At 37.6% G+C, this 22,481-nt stretch carries 18 protein-coding genes; 15 read left to right on the forward strand and 3 right to left on the reverse strand.

The genetic code is table 11. The features are described from left to right. The first annotated feature begins 119 nt into the window (after positions 1-119). The 5 genes from GN157_RS09240 (at position 120) to GN157_RS09260 (ending at position 8,197) form a co-directional block, all read left to right on the forward strand. Positions 120-4,562, forward strand: coding sequence for a translocation/assembly module TamB domain-containing protein (locus GN157_RS09240; protein ID WP_231749106.1), 4,443 nt, complete (start codon positions 120-122; stop codon positions 4,560-4,562). 205 nt (positions 4,563-4,767) lie between these two features. Beyond that, complete coding sequence (gene pfkA / locus GN157_RS09245) at positions 4,768-5,754, forward strand: 6-phosphofructokinase (RefSeq protein ID WP_157483131.1); 987 nt, start codon at positions 4,768-4,770, stop codon at positions 5,752-5,754. Between the two features lie 47 nt (positions 5,755-5,801). Next, positions 5,802-6,803, forward strand: coding sequence for a type I glyceraldehyde-3-phosphate dehydrogenase (gene gap / locus GN157_RS09250; protein WP_157483132.1), 1,002 nt, complete (start codon positions 5,802-5,804; stop codon positions 6,801-6,803). A 148-nt stretch (positions 6,804-6,951) separates the two neighbouring features. After that, entirely contained in the window at positions 6,952-7,800 is an 849-nt protein-coding gene (locus GN157_RS09255; protein WP_157483133.1) for an N-acetylglucosamine kinase, read from the forward strand. 22 nt (positions 7,801-7,822) lie between these two features. After that, positions 7,823-8,197, forward strand: coding sequence for a methylglyoxal synthase (locus GN157_RS09260; protein ID WP_157483134.1), 375 nt, complete (start codon positions 7,823-7,825; stop codon positions 8,195-8,197). Here the strand turns inward: GN157_RS09260 and GN157_RS09265 are convergent. Further along, on the reverse strand, positions 8,178-8,558 hold the full coding sequence (locus GN157_RS09265; RefSeq protein ID WP_157483135.1) for a RidA family protein: 381 nt from the start codon (positions 8,556-8,558) through the stop codon (positions 8,178-8,180). The genes GN157_RS09260 and GN157_RS09265 overlap by 20 nt on opposite strands. A gap of 77 nt (positions 8,559-8,635) precedes the next feature. After that, positions 8,636-11,287: a putative LPS assembly protein LptD gene (locus tag GN157_RS09270; RefSeq protein ID WP_231749107.1), complete on the reverse strand. Its 2,652-nt coding sequence runs from the start codon at positions 11,285-11,287 to the stop codon at positions 8,636-8,638. A gap of 175 nt (positions 11,288-11,462) precedes the next feature. On the opposite strand from GN157_RS09270, the gene GN157_RS09275 reads away from it, so the two are divergent. From GN157_RS09275 to GN157_RS09320, 10 genes are all read left to right on the forward strand, one after another. Continuing rightward, positions 11,463-12,563 carry an N-acetylmuramoyl-L-alanine amidase family protein gene (locus GN157_RS09275; protein WP_157483136.1) on the forward strand — a complete coding sequence of 367 codons (1,101 nt, stop codon included), beginning with the start codon at positions 11,463-11,465 and terminating at the stop codon, positions 12,561-12,563. Between the two features lie 58 nt (positions 12,564-12,621). Next, entirely contained in the window at positions 12,622-13,563 is a 942-nt protein-coding gene (locus GN157_RS09280) for an MlaD family protein (protein ID WP_157483137.1), read from the forward strand. 40 nt (positions 13,564-13,603) lie between these two features. Next, positions 13,604-14,932, forward strand: a complete 1,329-nt coding sequence (locus GN157_RS09285) for a (Fe-S)-binding protein (protein ID WP_157483138.1) — start codon at positions 13,604-13,606, stop codon at positions 14,930-14,932. Next, complete coding sequence (locus GN157_RS09290; protein WP_035133649.1) at positions 14,932-15,378, forward strand: LNS2 domain-containing protein; 447 nt, start codon at positions 14,932-14,934, stop codon at positions 15,376-15,378. The genes GN157_RS09285 and GN157_RS09290 overlap by 1 nt, the downstream gene beginning before the upstream one ends. A 3-nt stretch (positions 15,379-15,381) precedes the next feature. Next, positions 15,382-16,176 (forward strand): (Fe-S)-binding protein, encoded by a 795-nt coding sequence (locus tag GN157_RS09295; protein WP_035133651.1) that lies wholly within the window; start codon positions 15,382-15,384, stop codon positions 16,174-16,176. Positions 16,177-16,185: 9 nt separating this feature from the next. Next, the gene (locus GN157_RS09300; RefSeq protein ID WP_157483139.1) at positions 16,186-16,668 is read left to right on the forward strand and encodes an ABC transporter ATPase; all 483 of its coding nucleotides are present in this window, start codon (positions 16,186-16,188) and stop codon (positions 16,666-16,668) included. Between the two features lie 81 nt (positions 16,669-16,749). Beyond that, complete coding sequence (locus tag GN157_RS09305; protein ID WP_157483140.1) at positions 16,750-19,653, forward strand: glycoside hydrolase family 3 N-terminal domain-containing protein; 2,904 nt, start codon at positions 16,750-16,752, stop codon at positions 19,651-19,653. 24 nt (positions 19,654-19,677) lie between these two features. Continuing rightward, entirely contained in the window at positions 19,678-20,136 is a 459-nt protein-coding gene (locus GN157_RS09310; protein ID WP_157483141.1) for a DUF1801 domain-containing protein, read from the forward strand. Between the two features lie 99 nt (positions 20,137-20,235). Further along, a complete protein-coding gene (gene bshA, locus GN157_RS09315) occupies positions 20,236-21,366 on the forward strand; it encodes an N-acetyl-alpha-D-glucosaminyl L-malate synthase BshA (RefSeq protein WP_157483142.1) in 1,131 nt (376 codons plus the stop codon). Then, positions 21,366-21,803, forward strand: a complete 438-nt coding sequence (locus GN157_RS09320; RefSeq protein ID WP_157483143.1) for a protease complex subunit PrcB family protein — start codon at positions 21,366-21,368, stop codon at positions 21,801-21,803. Before bshA ends, GN157_RS09320 begins: the two co-directional genes overlap by 1 nt. A 29-nt stretch (positions 21,804-21,832) precedes the next feature. Here GN157_RS09320 and GN157_RS09325 read toward each other — a convergent pair whose 3' ends face one another. After that, a complete protein-coding gene (locus tag GN157_RS09325; protein WP_157483144.1) occupies positions 21,833-22,480 on the reverse strand; it encodes a hypothetical protein in 648 nt (215 codons plus the stop codon). Position 22,481 lies beyond the last annotated feature (1 nt).

The following is a 22,481-nucleotide window of genomic DNA, read 5'->3' on the forward strand; positions in this document are numbered from 1 at the left end:
CCTACTTTTGCATTAAATTGCACAAATCCCTTTTCAGACGCAAAATTAAAACAAATAGCAGTATCAAAAAATTTAAAAAAATACTTATTCGCACCATAATAGGAATAATCCTGTTTTTGTTGCTGCTCGCTATTGCGTTATCGCTTCCTTTTGTACAAACACAAATAGGGCGTATAGCTACTAACAGCCTTAATAAACAGTTTGGTACACACATCACTGTAGATAAGGTTGCTATTACTATTTTTGGTAGTGTTAAGCTTAAAGGCGTGCTTATTATGGACCACCATAATGATACGCTTATATCGGCCAACAGATTACAAACAAACCTGCTTAGCTTTAAAAATGTAGCAAACAGCAGGCTGGAATTTGGAGAGATAAAAGCCGATGCCCTTAACGTACACATGAAAACCTACAAGGGGGAAGACAGCTCAAGCCTTGATATTTTTGTAAAATCGTTTGATAATGGTCAGCCGGGGTCGGGTAAATTCAGGCTTAAATCGGGCAAGGTATATGTGGAGAACGGAAGATTCCGTCTTACAAACGAAAATACCAATACGCCAAAAGCCCTGGATTTCCAAAAGCTTAATGGCGAATTAAAAGACTTTTATATTAAGGGTAGTGATATATCGGCAGATATTCAAAAGCTATCGCTACTGGATCACAGGGGGCTTTTTGTAAAGAACTTAAAGGCGCAGTTCTCATATACCCTAACCAATATAAAACTTAAGGAGCTGGAACTAGTAACGGCAGAGTCGGCCTTAAAAGGTGATGTGACCCTTACCTACACTCGCGAGAAAATGCGCGACTTCCTTAATCAGGTAGAGTTTGACTTTAAGGTAGACAGGGCTAATGTATCGTCTAACGAGCTTAATTATTTTTATGATGAGTTTGGAGACAACCAAAAGTTCTATTTATCAACCACATTAAAAGGTCCGCTTAACAACTTTATACTATACAACCTTAAACTGCTGGATGCCCAGCAATCGGAAATTATAGGTACGGTAAACTTCAGGAACCTGTTTGATAAAACAGGACCGGGCTTTTATATGAATGGTGATTTTGACCGTATCACATCAAACTACCTTCACCTTAGGGATATAATGCCCAGGATACTGGGTAAGAGTTTGCCTCCGGTATTGGAAAATCTGGGGATGGTAAATCTAACAGGTAACGTGGTACTTACCAAAACCGACCTGACCACAAACCTTTATATGGGTAGTGAACTGGGTGAGGCTACCACAAACCTATCTATCAAAGATTTTAATAAGCCCGATATTGCTACTTATACGGGTACTATTGATACTGACAGGCTGAACCTTGGAAAACTATTTGACCAAAAAGGATTAAAAAGTACCACAGCACATTTAGAAGTAGAAGGTAGAGGCTTTAATAAGCAATCGCTAAATACTATTGTTAAGGGAGATATAAAACAAATGGTGTTTAACGGCTATAACTACAAGAAAGTAGATATAGACGGGCGTATGAAATGGCCATACTTTAAAGGGATAGTAAACAGTAATGATGAAAACTTACGCATGTCGTTTAACGGACTTGTTGACATGAGTAAGAAAACTAAAGAATATGATTTCCACGCTGCTGTTGATTATGCCGACTTAGCCCTGCTTAAACTGGTTAAAAACGATACTATATCCATATTTAAAGGAGACTTTAATTTTAAAGCAAAAGGTAATAATCTGGATGATCTTGCGGGCAAGCTCGAAGTTACCCAGTTGTCTTACCAAAACAGTTATGGTAATTACTTTTTTGAAGACTTTCAGTTAGAGTCAGTTTTTGATGAAGATGCTGTAAGAACTATTACCATAAATTCACCCGATATTATAGAAGGTAGAGTAAGAGGTAAGTTTTATACTAAGGAAATACCTGATTTGGTAGAAAATGCATTGGGTAGTCTTTATGCTAACTATTCGCCAAATAAAATTAAATCCGGTCAGTTTTTAAACTTTCATTTTAATATTTACGATAAAATTGTAGGTATACTGTTGCCTGGGGTTTCCATTAGTAAGGATACGCATTTAAAAGGAAGGATAAATGGGGATGAAGGTATATTTAAACTTGATTTTGATTCGCCAAACATTGAGGCGTTTAAAGATGTTTTCTATAATATAAATCTTGATGTAGATAACAGGAATCCGCTTTACAATGCTTATGTAAATGTAGATAGCATGAGAGTAAAAAGGTACAAAATTTCTGATTTTGAACTTATTAACATTACTCAAAACGATACGCTACACGTAAGAACTAAATTTAAAGGAGGTAATAAAAATCAGGATTTCTTTAACCTTAATCTTTATCATACTATTGATGAGGAAAACAAATCGGTTGTAGGTTTAAAAAAATCAGAGGTTAATTTTAAAGAATACATGTGGTATCTTAATGAGGATGATACCCGAGACAACAAACTTGTATTTAATAAAAAACTAACTGATTTCACTATTGATAAGATTTCTTTATCTCACAAAAATCAAAAAGTTGAGCTTGCAGGTGTGATGAAGGATTCTACCTATAAAGATTTAAGGTTAAGTTTTAAGGATGTAGACCTGCATAAGGTAACACCAAGTATTGATAGTCTTGATTTTGGTGGTAAGCTTAATGGTCAGGTAAGTTTTAAACAGCAGAAAAAGATATATGAGCCATCGGCTAAAATAAATATAGACACATTGTCTTTAAACAAACACAAGCTGGGAGATCTTAGTCTTAATGTTATGGGTAACGAATCGTTGAGGCAGTTTAAGGTTAACACTTCCATAGTTAAAGATTATAAGGAGACTTTCTTTACGGTAGGTACGCTTGATGTTGTTGAAGGACAAACACAAATGGATCTTGATGCTACGTTTAGTGATTTTGATTTAGAGCCACTTGAGATATTCCTTAAATCCATATTTCCCGATATTAGAGGGCAGGCATCGGGTAGGGCTACCATTGCAGGTCCGGCAAAAGAACCGAAGATTGACGGTAGGCTATACGTGAAAAACGGAGGGCTTAAGGTAGGGTATCTTAATACCGATTATAATTTTGAACAAAATGCCGTTGTAGATATTACCGAACATACCCTGTATTTTAGGGATATGGAGCTAACAGATACCAAGTTCAATACTAAAGCTATACTTAGAGGGCACATAAACCATACTTATTTTAAAGACTGGAAACTGGCTCTCGATTTACAGGCTCTTGATAATGTATTGGTGCTTGATACCGAAGATAGCGAAGGAACGTTGTTTTACGGTCGTGCATTTATTAGCGGCAAGGCAAGTATTAGCGGACCAACAAGTGCGCTGGTGATTAAGGCAAATGCAAAATCAGAAAAAGGTACAAATATTAAAATACCTATTACCAATGTGAACGAATCATCTGATGGAGATGTGCCTTATATACATTATTACAGTCCGGAAGAGAAAAATAATCTTAACAACGGTACCTATGTAAAGACTAAAACCTTTAATGGTATTGAGATGGATTTTGACTTTGATGTTACCCCCGATGCTACTATTGATATTATTATTGATAAAGATAGCGGGCATAGCCTTTCGGCGCAGGGATATGGTACATTACTGCTTAAAATCAATACGCTTGGTAAGTTTGATATGAATGGAGATTTCTCGGTAACTAAAGGTAAATACTTCTTTAAATACGGAGGGATATTTGATAAAACCTTTACTGCAAGACCGGGAGGTACCATTGTTTGGGATGGCGACCCTACTAGGGCACGTATTAATATAGAGGCGGTTTATACCACATGGGCAAACCCATCGGTACTACTGGAAAATCCGGCTTATAACCGTAAAATACAAATTAATGTGGTTACACTGCTTACGGGTAATATAATGAATTTTGACCCTGAGTTTAATATTGAATTCCCTAATGTAAACTCTGTAATGAAAGCCGATTTAGATTACAGGTTGAGTGATCCTAACAACAGGAAAACACAGGCACTGGGATTATTAACTACAGGTAGCTTTATTAGTCCTAGTAGTGTAAATGCCTATGGTGCGTTGACTGAAACTGCCAGTGGTATGTTTAGTAACCTGTTTAAGGAAGATAACAGTAAGATTAATGTAGACTTTAGGTATAACGGTGCCGAACGTAACCCTTATGCTGATACCTATTCTACATTGGGATTAACGCTTAACAGCCAGATAAACGACAGGATTACCATTAACGGTCAGTTGGGTGTACCAGTAGGCGGGGTGAACGAATCGGTAATTGCAGGTAACGTTGAGGTGCAGTTACGCCTTAATGACGACGGTAGTCTTAAAGCCCGTGTGTTTAACAGGGAAAATGATATTAACTTTTTAGGTGAGGGTATTGGTTATACCCAGGGTATAGGTTTAAGTTACTCGGTAGGATTTAATACGTTCAGTCAGTTATGGAAAAAGATATTTACTGCTCAGGTAAAAAAATCGGGCGACGATAATAATTCTAATGATATACCTGATTCAGAAATGAGCCCTGAATATCTAAACTTCATTAATGAAAGAGATAAGAATAAGAAAAAAACGAATGTAGAAGAAAAAGACCCTGAAAGGGTACCAGACCCGTATTGATTGTAAATTTTCTTCCATAAAATTTTATATTTCGTAAAAAGCGGATGATTTTTCAGAATTATCCGCTTTTTTCATTTTCGCAATGTTGAAATGTAAAAAAACTTATTAACGAAAACGATTGAAATCTTGCATATTTAATAATGTAATATATATTATAGTGAAATAATGGTATAAAATTGTTAGTTTTACAATTAAATACTAAAAAATGTCTAGTAATATTAAAAAAATAGGTGTGCTTACATCGGGTGGTGATTCACCGGGAATGAATGCCGCCATCAGAGCCGTTGTTAGGGCGTGCGCATATCATAATATAGAATGTACCGGTATTTACCGTGGTTACCAGGGAATGATTGAAGGAGATTTTAAAGAAATGGGTGCCCGTAGTGTAAATAACATTATTAATAAAGGAGGAACTATTCTTAAATCAGCAAGATCTAAAGAGTTTATGACTCCTGAGGGTCGTAAAAAAGCTCACGAAAATCTTGTAAGTAATAATATAGATGCTCTTGTAATTATAGGTGGTAACGGTAGTTTTACCGGAGGACTTATTTTTAACGAAGAGTATAACTTCCCTGTAATAGGAATACCAGGTACTATTGATAACGATATTTATGGTACAAGCCACACTCTGGGTTATGATACTGCACTTAACACCGTTGTAGAAGCGATTGATAAAATCAGGGATACGGCGAGTTCTCACAACAGGCTTTTCTTTGTTGAGGTTATGGGGCGTGACGCAGGTCACATTGCTCTTAACGCAGGTATTGGTGCAGGTGCCGAGGAAATACTAATTCCGGAAGAAGATATGGGTCTTGACAGGCTATTGGACTCTTTAAGAAAGAGTAAGGCATCGGGTAAATCTTCAAGCCTTGTAATAGTGGCAGAAGGGGACAAGATTGGTAAAAACGTATTTGAACTTAAAGATTACGTTGAGGAAAACATGCCGGAGTATGATGTTCGTGTATCTATACTTGGGCACATGCAGCGCGGTGGTTCGCCATCATGCTTTGACAGGGTACTGGCGAGCAGGCTGGGCGTAAAAGCTGTAGAAACGCTGCTTGAAGGCAAATCAAACTATATGGTAGGTCTTATTAAAGATGAGGTAGAACTTACACCGCTGGATATGGCTGTTAAAGGTAAATCTCACATTGATAAAGAATTAATTAAAGTATCGGATATTGTTTCGATATAATTAATAATAAGTGTATCTATAAACAACAAAAAACAATTTAATTCAAAATGGCAACAGTAAAATTAGGAATTAATGGTTTCGGAAGGATCGGCCGCATCGTCTTTCGTGAAACTATTAACCGCGATAATGTTGAAGTAGTAGCTATAAACGATCTTCTTGATGTTGATCACTTAGCATATCTTTTAAAATATGATTCAGTTCACGGTAACTTTAAAGGAACAGTTGAAGTAAAAGACGGTAACCTTTATGTGAATGGTAAACACATACGTGTAACTGCAGAGAAAGATCCTGCTACCCTTAAATGGGATGAGGTAGGTGTTGATGTAGTTGCAGAATGTACAGGTATATTCACCACTTTAGAGAAAGCTCAGGCTCACCTTGACGGTGGTGCTAAAAAGGTAGTTATCTCAGCTCCGTCTGCAGATGCTCCTATGTTTGTAATGGGTGTTAACCACGATAAAGTAACAGCTAACGATAAGATTGTTTCAAATGCATCTTGTACTACTAACTGTTTAGCTCCTCTTGCTAAAGTGATCAACGATAACTTTGGTATCGATGAAGGTTTAATGACAACTATCCACGCTACTACAGCTACTCAGCTTACTGTAGATGGTCCTTCAAGAAAAGATTTCCGTGGTGGTAGGGCTGCTTTACTTAACATTATCCCTGCAAGTACAGGTGCTGCTAAAGCAGTAGGTAAAGTAATACCGGAACTTAACGGAAAACTTACAGGTATGTCTATGCGTGTTCCTACTGCAGACGTATCGGTAGTTGACCTTACAGTTAAACTTAAAAAAGAAACTACTTACGAAGAAATTATGAGCGTACTTAAAAACGCTTCTGAAACTGACCTTAAAGGTATTCTTGGTTTCACTGAAGACGATGTAGTATCTCAGGATTTCATTGGTGATTCAAGAACAAGTATTGTAGATGCTAAAGCCGGTATTGGTCTAAACTCTACTTTCTTTAAACTTGTATCATGGTATGATAACGAATATGGTTACTCAAGCAAGCTTATAGATCTTTCTGTACACGTTGCTTCGTTGTAATAACTTTTATATTATCCCGTCTTTTTAAGATAAAGACGGGATTTTTTTATTTTTACATACTCAAACTTAACGCTATAATAATATAAGGTAGGCTGAGTACATAATAACAAAACTCAAACTTAACTCAAAACACACTTAATTTTTAAAGATGAAATTACTAGTAGACAGCGGTGCTACAAAAGCCGACTGGATTGCTCTTGATGATAATGGCAATCGGCTTTTTACAACGCAGACTTTAGGACTGAGTCCTGAGGTTATTGGTAAGGAAGAAGCCATACAAAGGCTTGAGGCCCGCTTTGATATTTCTAACAACCGTAAAGATGTAACTCATTTATATTTTTATGGTGCCGGTTGTGGTACAGACAGGATGAAAAAATTTATGACAGATATTTTTGTTGAATTTTTTCCAAATGCCGAAGTGTCTGTACAGGAAGATACTTATGCTGCTGCCTATGCAACAAATCCTTCAAAAGAAAAATCTATTGTTTGTATATTAGGTACAGGTTCTAACTGTAGTTACTTTGATGGTGAAGTACTTCATCAAAAAGTACAATCATTAGGTTATATCGCTATGGACGACTGTAGTGGTAACCGTTTTGGTAGGGATCTTATCCGTGCTTATTACTTTAATAAAATGCCGGAAAACCTTGCAAAACTATTTGCTGCAGAATATAATCTTGACCCTGATGTAATTAAGCATAACCTGTACAAGGAGCCAAATCCAAATGCTTACCTTGCTACTTTTGCTAAGTTTTTAATTCAACATAAAGATGATAGTTTCATAAAAGGAATTATTGTTGATGCTATGCAAACTTTTGTAGATTGCTACATCACTCAGTACGACAACGCACATGAGGTGCCTGTACACTTTGTTGGTTCGATTGCATTTTACCTTAAAACCGAACTGGGAGAGGTATTATCTAAAAACGGACTTAAACTTGGTAATGTATTGAGAAGGCCTATTGACGGTCTTATTGAATTCCACAAGTTAAACTAACAATATATATATACTCTATACTATGGAAATTGCTATTATTGCCCACGATGGTATGAAAGCCGAAATGGTACAGTTTTTAAACAAGAATAAGCCTCTTTTGGATAAAGAGCATATTAATCTTGTTTCAACAGGTACTACGGGCAGTAAGGCAGAAAAAGCCGGGTTTAAAGTAAATAAAATGCTTTCGGGACCACTGGGCGGTGACGCTCAAATTGCCGCCAGGGTAGCCGAAGGGAAAACACAAATGGTTTTCTTTTTTAAAGATCCGCTTGCGAGCCATGCCCACGAAGCGGATATTAATATGCTTATACGTGTGTGTGATGTGCACAATGTGCCGCTTGCTACAAACTCAGCCACGGCAGAACTGCTTTTGCAGGCTATTTCACAGCAACCATAGAAATTTCTACGTTAACATTTTTTGGAAGGCACGCTACCTGTACCGTTTCTCTGGCAGGGGCAGTTTTTTCGTCAAAATAAGCGCTGTATACGCCGTTTATTTTCCCGAAGTTATTCATATCACTAATAAAGATAGTTGACTTAACCACATCACTAAAATTCATGTCTGCCGCTTCAAGAACCGCTTTCATGTTCTCCATTACCTGTTTAGTTTCGGTTTCAATATCATCAAGTACCAGTTCTCCGTTTGCAGGATTAATGGCAATTTGTCCTGATGTGTAAAGTGTATCGCCGCTAAGTACAGCCTGACTGTAAGGTCCTATAGGAGCCGGAGCCTTATCTGTAAAAATTATTTTTTTCATACTATATGATAATGCTAAATCTGGTTTTCAGATAAATCAGATTTAAGGTTTTAACAGTAAAATTTATATAACGATTATTAGTTACCTACAGTTCTGTCAGGTACCTGGCGTTTATCCCACTTAATATCGCTAAGTACAGATGACTTAATACCGATAAAGAAGCTCCAGTATTTATTATATCCGTTAGGTACCCAGTTAAAGTCCATACGCCAGCTGGAAAGATCGCGTTCAAAGCGAAGCTGTGTAAATGTTATACCGTTATTTACAAAGTCGTAACCGGTAGAAAAGCCCATTTTCCATTTAGGTGTAATATCAATATTACCCGACACCATTAGGGAGTTACCTGTAATTTCCTTTTGTCTTCTGGCGTTATTGTAATTAAGTGAATAGGCAAGCCTTAAATCAAAAGGGATAACGGCATTAAAAAATGTTCCTCCGGCTTTATCCGGTTTATCTTCATCATCTTCGTTAAACATGCTTTGTCTTTGGTCACTCATATCGGTGCCCGAACCAAATAGGTCATCTTCACGACCACCGTTACGTGCTGTTTGATTGTCTGAATTCTTTTTAGAGCCCGAGTCACCACGGCTTGTAAAAGAATATCCTAGTGTAAGGTTAGCATTTGTTAGCCTGAAAAGACTTCCGCCATTATTAATATTGTAAGTATCTATTCTGGTTCCGCTGTTGTCTAATGCATAAGGGTCAAGAGAGGCACCAAAGTTTACGTTAAGCTTTTGGTTAAATAGCGCAGTACCACCTGTTATCCTCAATGGTGACCAAGCAAGCGAATCGGCAGCAATGTTATAGTTTGTTGTAAAATTAAGGTTGTTAAGCAACATTACTTTTTTAGGCTCATCTGATGATTCATCATCATTTCGCATTTTGGCTTCAAAAGTATTATTAAGACCAAGGCCTATACTGTTTGAGATATTTCTTCCGGGAGCACCAAAAAGACCACCTTCAAATCGGCTATAGTATTTTTCGTAATTTTCATTTTGTGTCGCATCAGTATTGTATGTATCATAATACTGATCGAAAGAAGGGGTATAACTATAAGATACCGATGGTCTCATAACGTGGCGTATTGCCTGTATCTTGCCGTCTGGATTAAAGTTAAACGTACCATAAATAGTAGTACCTATACTTGAAGTAAAGTTATAAGTTCTATATGCATCAAAACCTTTAAGATCTGTAGTTTCTACTTTACCGCTTGTGGGGTTGTATTGCCTGTTTATAGTATTTAAAACCCATGTTTCCTGAAAGTTTGTACCGGTGGAAACACTAAAATATTTAAATATCTTAAAGTTGGTGCTTATAGGTATACTGTGTTGTAAACCGGTTCTCATGTCTTTAAACATTTGTGGTTTAAAGAAAAGCGAGTCGGTAGTATTTACGCTATTTTCACCTCTAAGGTTATACTGCAGATTTATATTTTTAATAAAACCTTTTTTAGGCTCATCTGCAGATGCAAAAGGGAATATCCTATCTACACTGGCTTGTAGTGTAGGTAAGCTCATTGTGATAGATTCGGTATTTGTATTTTGCGAGTGTCTGGCTGTTAGCGACATGTTTACCTGAGGTACGGTTTGGAAAGTTTTTGAATAACTTATGGATGAACTCAATGTGTTATTAAGACTCGAACCTACGTTTACGGTATTTAATGACTGCCTGAAGTACTGGCTACTACCTAAGTTAACGCTGGCAGAAAACCTTGAGTTTGGATTTGCTTTAGAGTCCTGGCTGTGTGACCACTGTATATTATACTGCCTTGCACGAGAATAATCAGGGAAGCCGCGTTCACTTTGTACAATATTTTCAAAACGTACATTTACATTACCTCTAAACTTATATCGTTTTGCATAGTTTGATTGTCCTCTTAAACCATAACTTCCGTTTGTGTAGTAATCACCGGTAACGGCTAAGTCCATGTAATCACTTATGGCAAAATAGTAACCACCGTTTTGTAAAAAGTACCCCTGGTTATTGTTATCACCAAAAGTTGGTACTATAAAACCTGATTCGGCATCTTTTGTCATAGGGAAATAACCAAAGGGAAGTACAATAGGGGTAGGTACATCCTGAATCCACATTACAGTTGTTCCAACAACAACTTTTTTATTAGGAACAAGTTTAATTTTAGCGGTTCTAAATTCGTAGTCCGGATTTTCTATGTCTTTAGAAGTAGTGAAATGAGCATTTTTTATATAGTAAGTGGAGTCGTTTTCTTTTTTTGTTATTTCTCCCTTAACTCTAAATTCACCCTGATCTGTTCGGGTATTCCAAACACGTGCTTTTTTAGTAATAGTGTTAAAGTGAATCGAGTCGGCTTCAATTTCTTGTCCGCCCTGTTTAAAGTAAGGATATTGAGAATAGGTTCCGGTAGAATCCTTTATTCTGCCGGCAAAAACCTCATTAGTAGCCTTATTGTACTTAATAATACCGGCTTTAAGCAGCATATCTTCATACTCAATTTCGGCATTGTTATATAGAGTACCAATATTGGTGCGCATATCGTACCCTTCATAATCTGAAGCTTTACGTTTAATAATATTATTAATACCGCCATTTTTCTTATTAGTGTCGTTTTCCACCTTTTTAACGGGTTCCTGTAATGATACTTCAAGTGTGTCATTAGGTTTAGGTTCAGCTATTTCGGTAGTTTCCTTATTCTCAGCAGGTATCTCTTTACCTTCTTTACGAATTTCCTGCGCATGAGAATTCCAACTCATAATTGTTAGGAAAATTGCTGATAAAACGATATGAAATAAGTTTGTGCGCAACGGTTTTAATGCTATTTTTGTAAAAATATGGCTTACTTTTTGAAGTGTCAAACATACAATAATTTTGCCAAAAAAAATTGCTAAATCTGATTATAAACCTAAGCTGAACAATAACAAGAAGATAATGAAAGGGAACATAAAAAAAATGCTTGGGCTATTTCTGTTTATAATGGTGTTTACAACCGGTTACGGACAGGGGAGCCAAAAATTTAAAGTTGTACTAGATGCAGGGCATGGTGGTAAAGACTATGGTGCCAGCTATGGCAGCTATATAGAAAAAAATATTGTGCTTGATGTTGCTTTGAAAGTAGGGAAGATACTGGAGAAAGAAAGCGATATAGAAGTTATTTACACCCGTAAAACAGATGTTTTTATAGAGCTTATAGACAGACCTAAAATTGCAAACAAAGCAGATGCAAATCTTTTTGTTTCTATTCACTGTAATGCTGAGGCTAAAAGGACAGCACATGGGGCAGAAACCTTTATTATGGGTTTAACCAAAAATGCCTCTAACCTTGAGGTGGCAAAAAAGGAGAATGCAGTAGTTGATCTTGAAGATAATAAAGAGGTTTATAAAAACTTTGATGCTAATAATCCAGAAACCCTAATTGCTATTAAACTTATGCAGGAAGCATACAGGCAGGAAAGTTTTGACGCTGCTGTAGCTGTACAAAAGGGCTTTACCAGTGGTTTAAAACGTAATGACAGGGGGGTTAAAGATGCTCCTTTTTGGGTGCTTCACGGTATTGCCATGCCGGGTATATTAATTGAAATGGGTTTTATCTCTTATAAATCAGAAGGAGCTTACCTTAATTCTGATAAAGGGAAAAAAGATATGTCAGAATCTATTGCGGAAAGCATAATTAAATACAAAAAAGAACATTTTTCTTCCGGTAGTGCATCACCTGTAAAAGCTACTCCTAAGAATAACGATAAAAATGAAGTAAAGCCTGCTGTACAACCTGCTAAAAACGGAGCCGTATTTAAGGTTCAGATTTCTGCAAGTACTACAAATCTTGCTACTACACCATCTAACTTTAAGGGACTTAACAATATCAGTAAACTTAAGGATGGGAAAATGGTACGTTATTATTATGGTGAGGTGTCTGACTATAATGAGGCTAAAAACCTATTGAGTGAAGCTAAAGATAAAGGTTATAAAGATGCATTTTTAGTAGCCTTTAAGGATGGAAAAAAGATATCTGTTAGCGAAGCTTTAAAATAATATTTGCAATAAAATTATTTATTTACCCTACATTTGTTTTTTATTAAAATAATCAGTTTTGAAAGTAACGAGAGAAGTTAAAACGGCAATATTAGTTATAGGTGCTGTTTTATTATTTATTTGGGGCTTTAGCTTCTTAAATGGTAAGGATTTATTTAATTCTTACAAAACATATTATGTTGTATATGATAACGTGGAAGATTTATCTCCTTCTGCACAGGTAACTATAAACGGTCTTGCTGTAGGTAAGGTACACGGCATAACTATAGATAAAGAAACCGGTAAACTTAAAGTGGAAATGCAGGTAGATACTGATTTTCCTATTTCTAAAACCAGCCGTGCCGTATTATATTCACCGGGATTAATAGCAGGTAGAAAAATTGCTATTGCTCCGGATATGAACAATCCTGTAGCTGCCGAAAACGGAGATTATCTAACAGCAGGAGTAGAGCCGGGTACTATTGATATGGTAACCGAAAAACTGGGTCCGCTTCAAAGCAAAGTAGAAGCTACTGTTGTAAGTGCTGATAGCCTATTGACAAGCATAAATCAGGTTATGGATCTTAAAACACAACAAAACCTTAGGATAGCTATTGCAGAGATGAGGCAAACTATGGAGCAGTTTAACGATGCTTCACATTCCCTTAACGGTATGCTGTCTGAAAACAAGTCTAAAATCAATGGTACAATTGCTAATATGGAAACAGCTTCGGCTAACTTTGCCAAGATTAGCGATTCTATCAATAACGCTAACATAGGAGAGGCAGTAAGAAAGCTGGAAAACTCACTTGATAATGTAGATAAAATGCTTGCCGATGTACAGGCAGGGAAAGGTACATTAGGTAAACTAATGAAAGACGAGGCTATGTACAATAACCTTACAGATGCTTCAAACGAACTGAAAGAGCTGCTTGCCGACTTTAAAAATAACCCGAAACGCTATGTGCATTTCTCGGTTTTCGGAAAGAAAGCAACACCTTATAACGAAACTAAAGAATAAAGGAAACGAGGTATATATAACATAATCACCCTACAATAACATGAGCTATATAGACAATATACTTTTTGTACTTATACTTGCCGCAGGCTTTGGTTATTTTGCGCGTAATATAAAAAAACTAATCAGGAACATTAAGCTGGGCAGGGATATAGACCGTACCGATAACCCAAAGGAACGCTGGGCTAACATGACAAGAATAGCCCTTGGGCAGTCTAAAATGGTTAGAAGACCGGTTGCCGGTATACTGCACATTATTGTTTATGTGGGGTTTGTTGTTATAAATATTGAGCTTTTAGAAATTATTATAGACGGTATTTTTGGTACCCACAGGCTGTTCTCATTTATGGGAGGCTTTTATAATGTTCTTATAGGATTTTTTGAAATACTTGCACTGGGTGTTATCGTTTCTGTTGCAATATTCTATATCAGGAGAAACATAATTAAGCTATGGCGTTTTGCTCATGGTGACCTTAAAGGCTGGCCAAAAAGCGACGGTAACATTATTCTTTACTTTGAAACAGTACTAATGTTATTGTTCCTTACCATGAATGCTGCCGATTTTCATTTACAAATGGCAGGAGCAGAGCATTACATAGCTGCCGGTTCGTTCCCTATATCTCAGTTTATAGAGCCTATATTTAGCGGGATGAGCGAAGGTACTGTAATCATTATAGAGCGCGCTGCATGGTGGATGCACATTACAGGTATCCTTATTTTTATGAATTACCTGTATTTCTCTAAACACTTACACATATTATTAGCTTTCCCTAATACATTTTATGCTAACCTTAAGCCTAAAGGTCAGTTTGATAACCTGGAATCGGTTACAAATGAGGTTAAGTTAATGATGGATCCTAATGCCGATCCGTTTGCTGCACCTGCCGGTGATGCTGCCGAGGCTCCGGCTAAGTTTGGTGCCAGTGATGTTCAGGATTTAAACTGGGTTCAGTTAATGAATGCCTATACCTGTACTGAGTGTGGTAGATGTACATCTTCATGTCCTGCAAACCTTACAGGTAAAAAACTTTCGCCAAGAAAGATTATGATGGATACCAGAGACAGGGTAGAAGAAGTAGGTAGAAATATCGATGCTAATAACGGTACGTTTGTAGACGACGGTAAATCACTACTTAACGATTATATTACTCAGGAAGAGCTTTGGGCATGTACAAGCTGTAATGGCTGTGTGGAAGCCTGTCCTGTAAACATTGACCCTCTTTCTATTATTATGGATATGAGAAGGTATCTTGTAATGGAACAAAGCGCTGCCCCAACAGAGCTTAACAATATGATGACGAATGTGGAGAACAATGGTGCTCCATGGCAATATAGCCAGATGGATAGGTTAAACTGGAAAGACGAAGCATAATGAAAAAAGAAGAAATAGATAAAAATTTACTTCCGTTAACTATTAACGGTGAGCATTTGAGTCCGGTACTTCCTCCGGGGATAAAAAACTATCTTATCGATATAGACGGTACTATTTGTGACGATATCCCAAATGAAGAGCCGGAAAGAATGGCAACTGCCGAGGTGTACCCTGATGCTTTAGTTACACTTAATAAATGGTATGATGAAGGACACGTGATTTTCTTTTTCACATCACGTACCGAAGAGCATAGAGGTGTAACCGAAGAGTGGTTAAAAAAACACGGCTTTAAATACCACGGTATGCTTATGGGTAAACCAAGGGGAGGTAACTATCACTGGATAGATAACCACCTTGTTAAGGCTACACGTTACAGAGGAAAATTTACAGATTTAGTAGAAAAAGAAGTGACCATCCAGGTTTTTGACGATGGCAAACACGAATAAGATATGAGTCAGGAAAATTTAACAGTGCCAACAATGGCCGAAATGATGGCCCAGGGTAAACAACCCGAAGTTTTATTTTGGGTAGGTTGCTCAGGAAGTTTTGACGACAGAGCAAAAAAAATAACAAAAGCATTTGTTAAGATACTTAATCAGGCTAATGTTCCGTTTGCAGTATTAGGTACCGAAGAGAGTTGTACCGGAGACCCTGCAAAGAGAGCCGGTAATGAGTTTCTTTTCCAAATGCAGGCCATGATGAATATTGAGGTACTAAACGGTTATGAGGTTAAGAAAATTGTAACTGCTTGTCCGCACTGTTTTAATACGATTAAAAATGAATATCCCGGTTTAGGGGGCAAATATGAAGTGGTTCACCACACTGAGTTTTTAAAGTCGCTTTTAGATGATGGCAGACTTACAATTGAAGGTGGCCAGTTTAAGGGTAAGAAAATTACTTTTCATGACCCATGCTACCTGGGCAGGGCAAACAATGTATATGAAGCACCACGCGACCTTATAGAAAAGCTGGATGCCGAACTGGTTGAAATGAAACGTTCCCGTCGTAACGGGCTTTGCTGTGGTGCCGGTGGCGCGCAGATGTTTAAAGAGCCTGAAAAAGGGGATAAGGATGTGAATGTGGAAAGGACAGAAGATGCCCTTGAAACCAATCCGGAGATTATTGCAGCGGGCTGCCCGTTTTGTAATACCATGTTAACCGACGGTGTTAAGGCTAAGAACAGGGAAGCGAATGTTCAAGTAATGGATGTGGCAGAACTAATTGCCAATGCGAAGGATTTATAAAAATTAATTATGTACGTTCCCTTTGATACACTACCTGAGGAATCCAGAGTTTGGATTTATCAGTCAAACAGGAAATTCTCTGACGAGGAGATTTCTGAAATAGATGAGGCGTTAAAAGTCTTTATAGGCAATTGGGCTGCACATGGCTCGGGCTTAGAGGCCTCTTATCAAATAAAATATAACAGGTTTATTATTCTTGCTGTTAACCAGGATAGTCAGGCAGCAACAGGTTGCTCTATAGATGCATCAGTGCATTTTATACAGGAGCTTGAAAAGAAATATGATGTAGACCTGCTGGATAAAATGAATGTAACCTTTAAGCAGGGTGAGCACATTGCTCACAAACCGCTTATTGAGTTCAGGAAAATGGCAAAAGCCAAGTCGGTTTCCGCTAATACCATCGTTTTTAATAATCTTGTGAATACCGTAGGAGAATGGCAGGATTATTGGGAGGTACCTGCAGGAGAGAGCTGGCACAGTCGTTTCTTTTAAAAAGGACTGATATTAGTATGTAAATCATCATTCTACGCCAGTATAGTGATGATTTTGTTATTTTTAAAAAGCAGATATTTAATGAGGTTTTACACGATACTTTTTCTTCTTACGATAAAAGCTGCCTTTGCGCAGTACAATCCCGACTTTACCGATTATAAAACGGAGGCCGAACGAAAATGGGCTGATAGTGTTTATAATTCGATGAGTTTTGAAGAGAGGGTAGGACAACTGTTTATGGTTGCGGCATATTCTAACAAGGATGCAGCTCATGAGCAGGAAGTGGAAAAGCTTGTTAAGGATTATAAGGTAGGCGGACTGATATTTTTTCAGGGTGGTCCTGTTAGGCAGGCAAAGCTTACCAACCGTTATCAGGCAGCAGCAAAAACACCTCTTTTTATAGGTATAGACGGCGAGTGGGGATTAAGCATGAGGCTGGATTCCACCTACCGCTATCCGTGGAATATGACACTTGGTGCTGTTCAGGATATGCGCCTTATTGAAAAAATGGGAGAACAAATGGGAATGCAGTCCCGCCGAATGGGAATCCATTTCAATTTTGCTCCGGTATTAGATATCAATGTTAATCCCGAAAATCCTATTATTGGTAACCGTTCATTTGGAGAAGATAAAGAGAACGTAACCGAAAGAGCTCTTGCCCTTATGAAGGGACTACAAAGTCAGGGTGTATATGCAACAGGGAAACACTTTCCTGGGCATGGTGATACAGCTTCTGATTCGCACTATTCATTACCATATTTACCATTTACAGAAGAACGTTTAAGAAACTTAGAGTTTTATCCGTACAAAAAACTGTTTAAGGAAGGGCTTGCCAGTATAATGGTGGCACACCTTAATGTGCCTAGTATTGAAGCTACCGAGAACTACCCTACGTCGTTATCATACAATGTGATTACCAATATTGTGAAAAACGAAATGGGTTATGACGGACTTATTTTTACCGATGCCCTTAATATGAAAGGAGCCAGTAATTATATGCAACCGGGCGAGATAGACCTTGAGGCTTTTTTAGCGGGTAATGATGTATTGCTGTTTGCCGAAAATGTACCACTTGCTATAGATAAGTTTAAGGAAGCTTACGCTAACAGAGTACTTAGCGAGCAAAGACTGGCTTATTCGGTTAAAAAGATATTGGCTTATAAATACAGGGCAGGACTTAATAATTACAAGCCTATAGATATGAATCATCTGTATTCAGACCTTAACGATTATGCTTACGATGATTTAAATTACCAGTTATACGAAAATGCGGTAACCGTATTTAAAAACGAGGATAATATATTACCTGTTCGGAGTCTTGTAAACGAAAAAATCGCCTATATAAAAATGGGTGATGCTGATAATGATGACTTTATAGAAAAGCTTCAGGCGTATGCTGATATTACTATCCTTGAAGAAGAGTCATTACCGCTTTATAAGCAAAAACTAAAAGATGTTACTAAAGTAATTATTGGTTTCCATAAGGCAGACGGTGCATGGAAAAACCATAATTTCAAACAGGAAGAACTCAACTGGATTCAGGCAATAGCTAAAGAAAAACCGGTTATACTTGCTGCCTTTGTTAAGCCTTATGCACTAATGCAAATTAAGGACTTCAGTAATATAAAAAGTGTAGTACTGGCTTACCAGAACAATACTATTGCCGAAACTGTAGCTGCCGAAGTTATTTTTGGAGCTGTAGGTGCTAAAGGGAAATTACCTGTTTCTATAAACAGTATGTATAAGGTTAATACGGGTATTGATACCGAAACGGTATACAGGCTGGGCTTTACCACTCCGGGGAATGCCGGTATGGATGCAGCAAGGCTAACTCAAATAGATCTTATTGCTCAAAAGGCCATTGATGGTAATATGACTCCGGGATTGCAGGTGCTTGTTGCCCGTAACGGTAAAGTGGTATACCAAAAATCATACGGTTATCATACTTATGATAAGGATACTAAGGTTAGTAACGCTGATACGTATGATGTGGCTTCGCTTACCAAAATACTCTCTACATTACCACACGTAATGCAGTTGTATGATAAGGGTAAAATTAAAATGGATGCCAAACTGGGTGATATGCTTGCCGAGTTTAAAAATACCGATAAAAAGGATATTATATTAAAAGACATGCTACTGCACCAGGCACGTTTACAGCCGTGGATGCCTTTTTATGTAGCAACGCTAGACAGTACAAATCATCCGTCGCAAAAATATTACAGAGATACTTATTCGGCAGAATTCCCAAATCAGGTGGCAGAGATGCTGTACCTTAGAAAAGATTATCCGGATACTATTGTACAACGTATAGCCGATAGTAAACTGCTTGCCGAAAAGAAGTACCGCTATAGTGATTTTACATTCATTCTGCTTAAAACATACCTTGAAAGGCTTAACAAAAAAAGTCTTGCAGTGTTAAGTGATGAGGCTTTTTATAAACCACTGGGTGCGGCACATACTACTTATAACCCGTTACGTAAATGGGATATGAGTTTAATTCCGCCAACAGAGGTTGATAATTACTTCCGTTATCAAACCATACAGGGGTATGTACACGATATGGGGGCAGCAATGGAAGATGGTGTAGGCGGTCATGCCGGACTGTTTTCTAATAGCCTTGATGTTGCTAAGATCATGCAGATGTACCTTAACGGAGGTGAGTATGGCGGACACCGTTTCTTTTCTCAGGAAACTTTTGATACCTTTAATACCTGCTACGGTTGTGAGGAAGGGAATAGGAGAGGACTTGGTTTGGATAAACCTCAAATTGAGAATCCGGGACCTACGTGCGACTGTGTTTCAAAATCGAGTTTTGGACATACAGGCTTTACCGGAACCATGGCATGGGCCGATCCTGTAAACGGAGTGGTGTATGTTTTCCTTTCTAACAGAACATACCCTGAAGCAAAAGAAAACAAACTTTCTAAAGAAAATATAAGGGAAGATATCCAAAAGATAATACAGGATGCCGTTATCAAATAGTCATTAACGATAAAACCAAAGGATATGCAGTATAAAGCCAACAGTGTTGAAGAGTACCTAAACGCCATCCCCGAAGAGAGAAGGGATGTAATGGAGAAACTTCGTGAAACTATTGTAAGCAATTTGCCAAAGGGTTTTCAGGAAGGTATTTCGTATGGTATGATAGGGTGGGTAGTACCACATTCTGCTTATGCACCGGGCTATCATTGTGATCCTAAGCTGCCGTTGCCTTTTATGAGTATTGCTTCCCAAAAAAACTTTGTGGCTTTATACCACATGGGGGTATATGCTGATAAGGAGCTTTATGACTGGTTTGTGGCCGAATATCCTAAACATGTTAAAACCAAACTGGATATGGGGAAAAGTTGCATACGCTTCAAAAAGCCCGAAAACATTCCGTTTGAACTTATAGGTGAGTTGGTTTCTAAAATGACACCACAACAGTGGATTGATTTGTATGAAGCCAATTTAAAATCAAAATAATTTTTATTAGGGTATTTATTACGTTAATTTCTGAATAAAGACGGTTCCGACCGTTTTTTTTATTTAATTTCGTTACTCTTTATTTAGTTTAAATCTTATATGAAAATCGCTATAGTTTGTTATCCAACCTTTGGTGGTAGTGGAGTTGTCGCTACCGAACTTGGTTTGGAACTGGCGCGCCGCGGTCACGAAATACACTTTATTACCTACAGTCAGCCCGTGCGCCTTGCCCTGTTGAATCCTAATTTACATTATCACGAAGTACACGTTCCCGAATATCCTTTGTTTCATTATCAGCCCTATGAACTGGCTCTTTCCAGTAAACTGGTAGATATGGTAAAGCTGCATGGTATAGAGCTTCTGCATGTACATTATGCCATACCACATGCCTATGCAGGGTATATGGCTAAAAAGATGCTAAAGGAACAGGGAATTAAAATCCCTATGGTAACCACACTTCACGGTACCGATATTACCCTTGTGGGTAATCACCCGTTCTACAAACCGGCAGTAAGTTTTAGTATTAATCACAGTGATGTGGTAACATCAGTATCTCAGGCTTTAAAAGACGACACCTACAAGCTCTTTGATATTAAAAGGGACATTGAGGTTATTCCTAACTTTATAGAGGTAGATAAGAAGAAACTGGAAGAAAACTCTCCGTGTCATCGCTCTATGATGGCTACCGAAAAGCAAAAGATTATTACGCACATCAGTAACTTCAGGAAGGTGAAGCGTATACCGGATGTGATAAGAATATTTAACGAAGTACAAAAGGTAATGCCTGCCAAGCTGATGCTTGTAGGAGACGGACCTGAAAAAGAACCTGCAGAAAAGCTTTGTGATGAACTGGGGCTTGCCGATAAGGTTATCTTTTTTGGAAACAGTAGCGAGATCAACGAGATTTTATGTTTTAGTGATTTGTTCCTGCTGCCGTCTGAAACCGAAAGTTTCGGTCTTGCTGCGCTTGAGGCTATGGCAAACGGGGTTCCGGTTATATCAAGCAATACAGGAGGTTTACCGGAGGTTAATAAGGAAGGCTATTCCGGCTACCTTGCCGATGTGGGCGATGTAGAGACTATGGCAAAAAGGGCCATCTCTATTTTGGAAGATGACGAGATATTGCTTAAATTTAAAAACAATGCCCTAAAAGTGGCTCAGGAGTTTGATATTCAGAATATCGTACCTTTATACGAAAGATTATATAAAAAAGCCTTAAAACACAAATAATGAAAAAACTAGCCAGCCTTTTTATCGTGCTTTTGGTAGTAACCGGATGCCGAATCAACATTGTTAATAATATTAATGCGACAGGTATAGTAAGCTTTGAAATCTTACAGCAGTCGGCTTACGGTGGTAGGGAACAACGCTCTGATATGGTTATAACCAATCAGGACGACTTACAATCGTTATACAGCGAACTGAACCTAGGGGATGCTCCTAATGTTGATTTTGATACCAATAATGTAGTAGCCCTTTTTTTAGGACAAAAATCATCGGGTGGGTTTAGTATAGGTGTACGTAGTGTTATGGTTGAAGGTAATGTTGCTACTGTAAAAGTTAGCATAAGGAAACCGGAACAGGGCGAAACCGTAAGTATGGCACTTACTACTCCATATAGCATAACAGTAATACCAAAAACGGAACGAGTAATAATAGAAGAATAAATAAAAAATCCCGGAAGTACCGGGATTTTTTATTTTGGCACATCTGTTAAATCAGGGTTCCATTTTATGGTATCAGGATTATAAGGCTTTCCACTTTTTTTGTATTGTAATACAATATTTTCTTCTTCTGTAGTCCTGCGACAAATAATACGTCTGTTTTTTTCATCACCTTCTAATTTTTTAAATATTTGATTTACTTCGGCAGATTGAAATGAGTCCTTTTGTGAACCAATGTATATATACATGCGCTCTTCCGGTTTTAGGGAGTCCATAACTTTTGATTTAAAAAAAGTTTCAAAATCATCAACAGGTATATCGATAATATCTTTAGGATAAAGGTTTATAAACGGAGCAGGATACGGCCCCTGATCTAAACCAGTACCACAATAAACAGGCATATAGGCACGTGATTGATAAAAGTAATATATATGATTTAGGGAATCGATTATAAAATTATGGTTGGAGTAATATTGGTCATCATATATATAGGGTATTAATACAGGTTCTGTACTGCCAGAATCTTTATCATCAAATTCTTTAAGTTTAACCTGATACTCTTTTTCATTTTTTTCTTTTATGGCTTCAGTAGTGTAATAAGTAGTTTTATCAGTTTCAGTAGGTTTATTTTCCTTACAGGAAATGAAAAAAAATAAAAGAACTATGTATATGACTTTCATA

The organism is Flavobacterium rakeshii (genome assembly GCF_009741375.1).
GTDB classification, from domain to species: domain Bacteria; phylum Bacteroidota; class Bacteroidia; order Flavobacteriales; family Flavobacteriaceae; genus Flavobacterium; species Flavobacterium rakeshii.

Coding starts and splice junctions, on each gene's coding strand:
- GN157_RS09310 (WP_157483141.1), top strand. CDS start 19,678: ATGCAGTATAAAGCCAACAGTGTTGAAGAGTACCTAAACGCCATCCCC.
- GN157_RS09285 (WP_157483138.1), top strand. CDS start 13,604: ATGAGCTATATAGACAATATACTTTTTGTACTTATACTTGCCGCAGGC.
- GN157_RS09300 (WP_157483139.1), top strand. CDS start 16,186: ATGTACGTTCCCTTTGATACACTACCTGAGGAATCCAGAGTTTGGATT.
- GN157_RS09265 (WP_157483135.1), bottom strand. CDS start 8,558: ATGAAAAAAATAATTTTTACAGATAAGGCTCCGGCTCCTATAGGACCT.
- GN157_RS09295 (WP_035133651.1), top strand. CDS start 15,382: ATGAGTCAGGAAAATTTAACAGTGCCAACAATGGCCGAAATGATGGCC.
- GN157_RS09255 (WP_157483133.1), top strand. CDS start 6,952: ATGAAATTACTAGTAGACAGCGGTGCTACAAAAGCCGACTGGATTGCT.
- GN157_RS09290 (WP_035133649.1), top strand. CDS start 14,932: ATGAAAAAAGAAGAAATAGATAAAAATTTACTTCCGTTAACTATTAAC.
- gap (WP_157483132.1), top strand. CDS start 5,802: ATGGCAACAGTAAAATTAGGAATTAATGGTTTCGGAAGGATCGGCCGC.
- pfkA (WP_157483131.1), top strand. CDS start 4,768: ATGTCTAGTAATATTAAAAAAATAGGTGTGCTTACATCGGGTGGTGAT.
- GN157_RS09270 (WP_231749107.1), bottom strand. CDS start 11,287: ATGAGTTGGAATTCTCATGCGCAGGAAATTCGTAAAGAAGGTAAAGAG.
- GN157_RS09260 (WP_157483134.1), top strand. CDS start 7,823: ATGGAAATTGCTATTATTGCCCACGATGGTATGAAAGCCGAAATGGTA.
- GN157_RS09320 (WP_157483143.1), top strand. CDS start 21,366: ATGAAAAAACTAGCCAGCCTTTTTATCGTGCTTTTGGTAGTAACCGGA.
- bshA (WP_157483142.1), top strand. CDS start 20,236: ATGAAAATCGCTATAGTTTGTTATCCAACCTTTGGTGGTAGTGGAGTT.
- GN157_RS09275 (WP_157483136.1), top strand. CDS start 11,463: ATGAAAGGGAACATAAAAAAAATGCTTGGGCTATTTCTGTTTATAATG.
- GN157_RS09305 (WP_157483140.1), top strand. CDS start 16,750: ATGAGGTTTTACACGATACTTTTTCTTCTTACGATAAAAGCTGCCTTT.
- GN157_RS09325 (WP_157483144.1), bottom strand. CDS start 22,480: ATGAAAGTCATATACATAGTTCTTTTATTTTTTTTCATTTCCTGTAAG.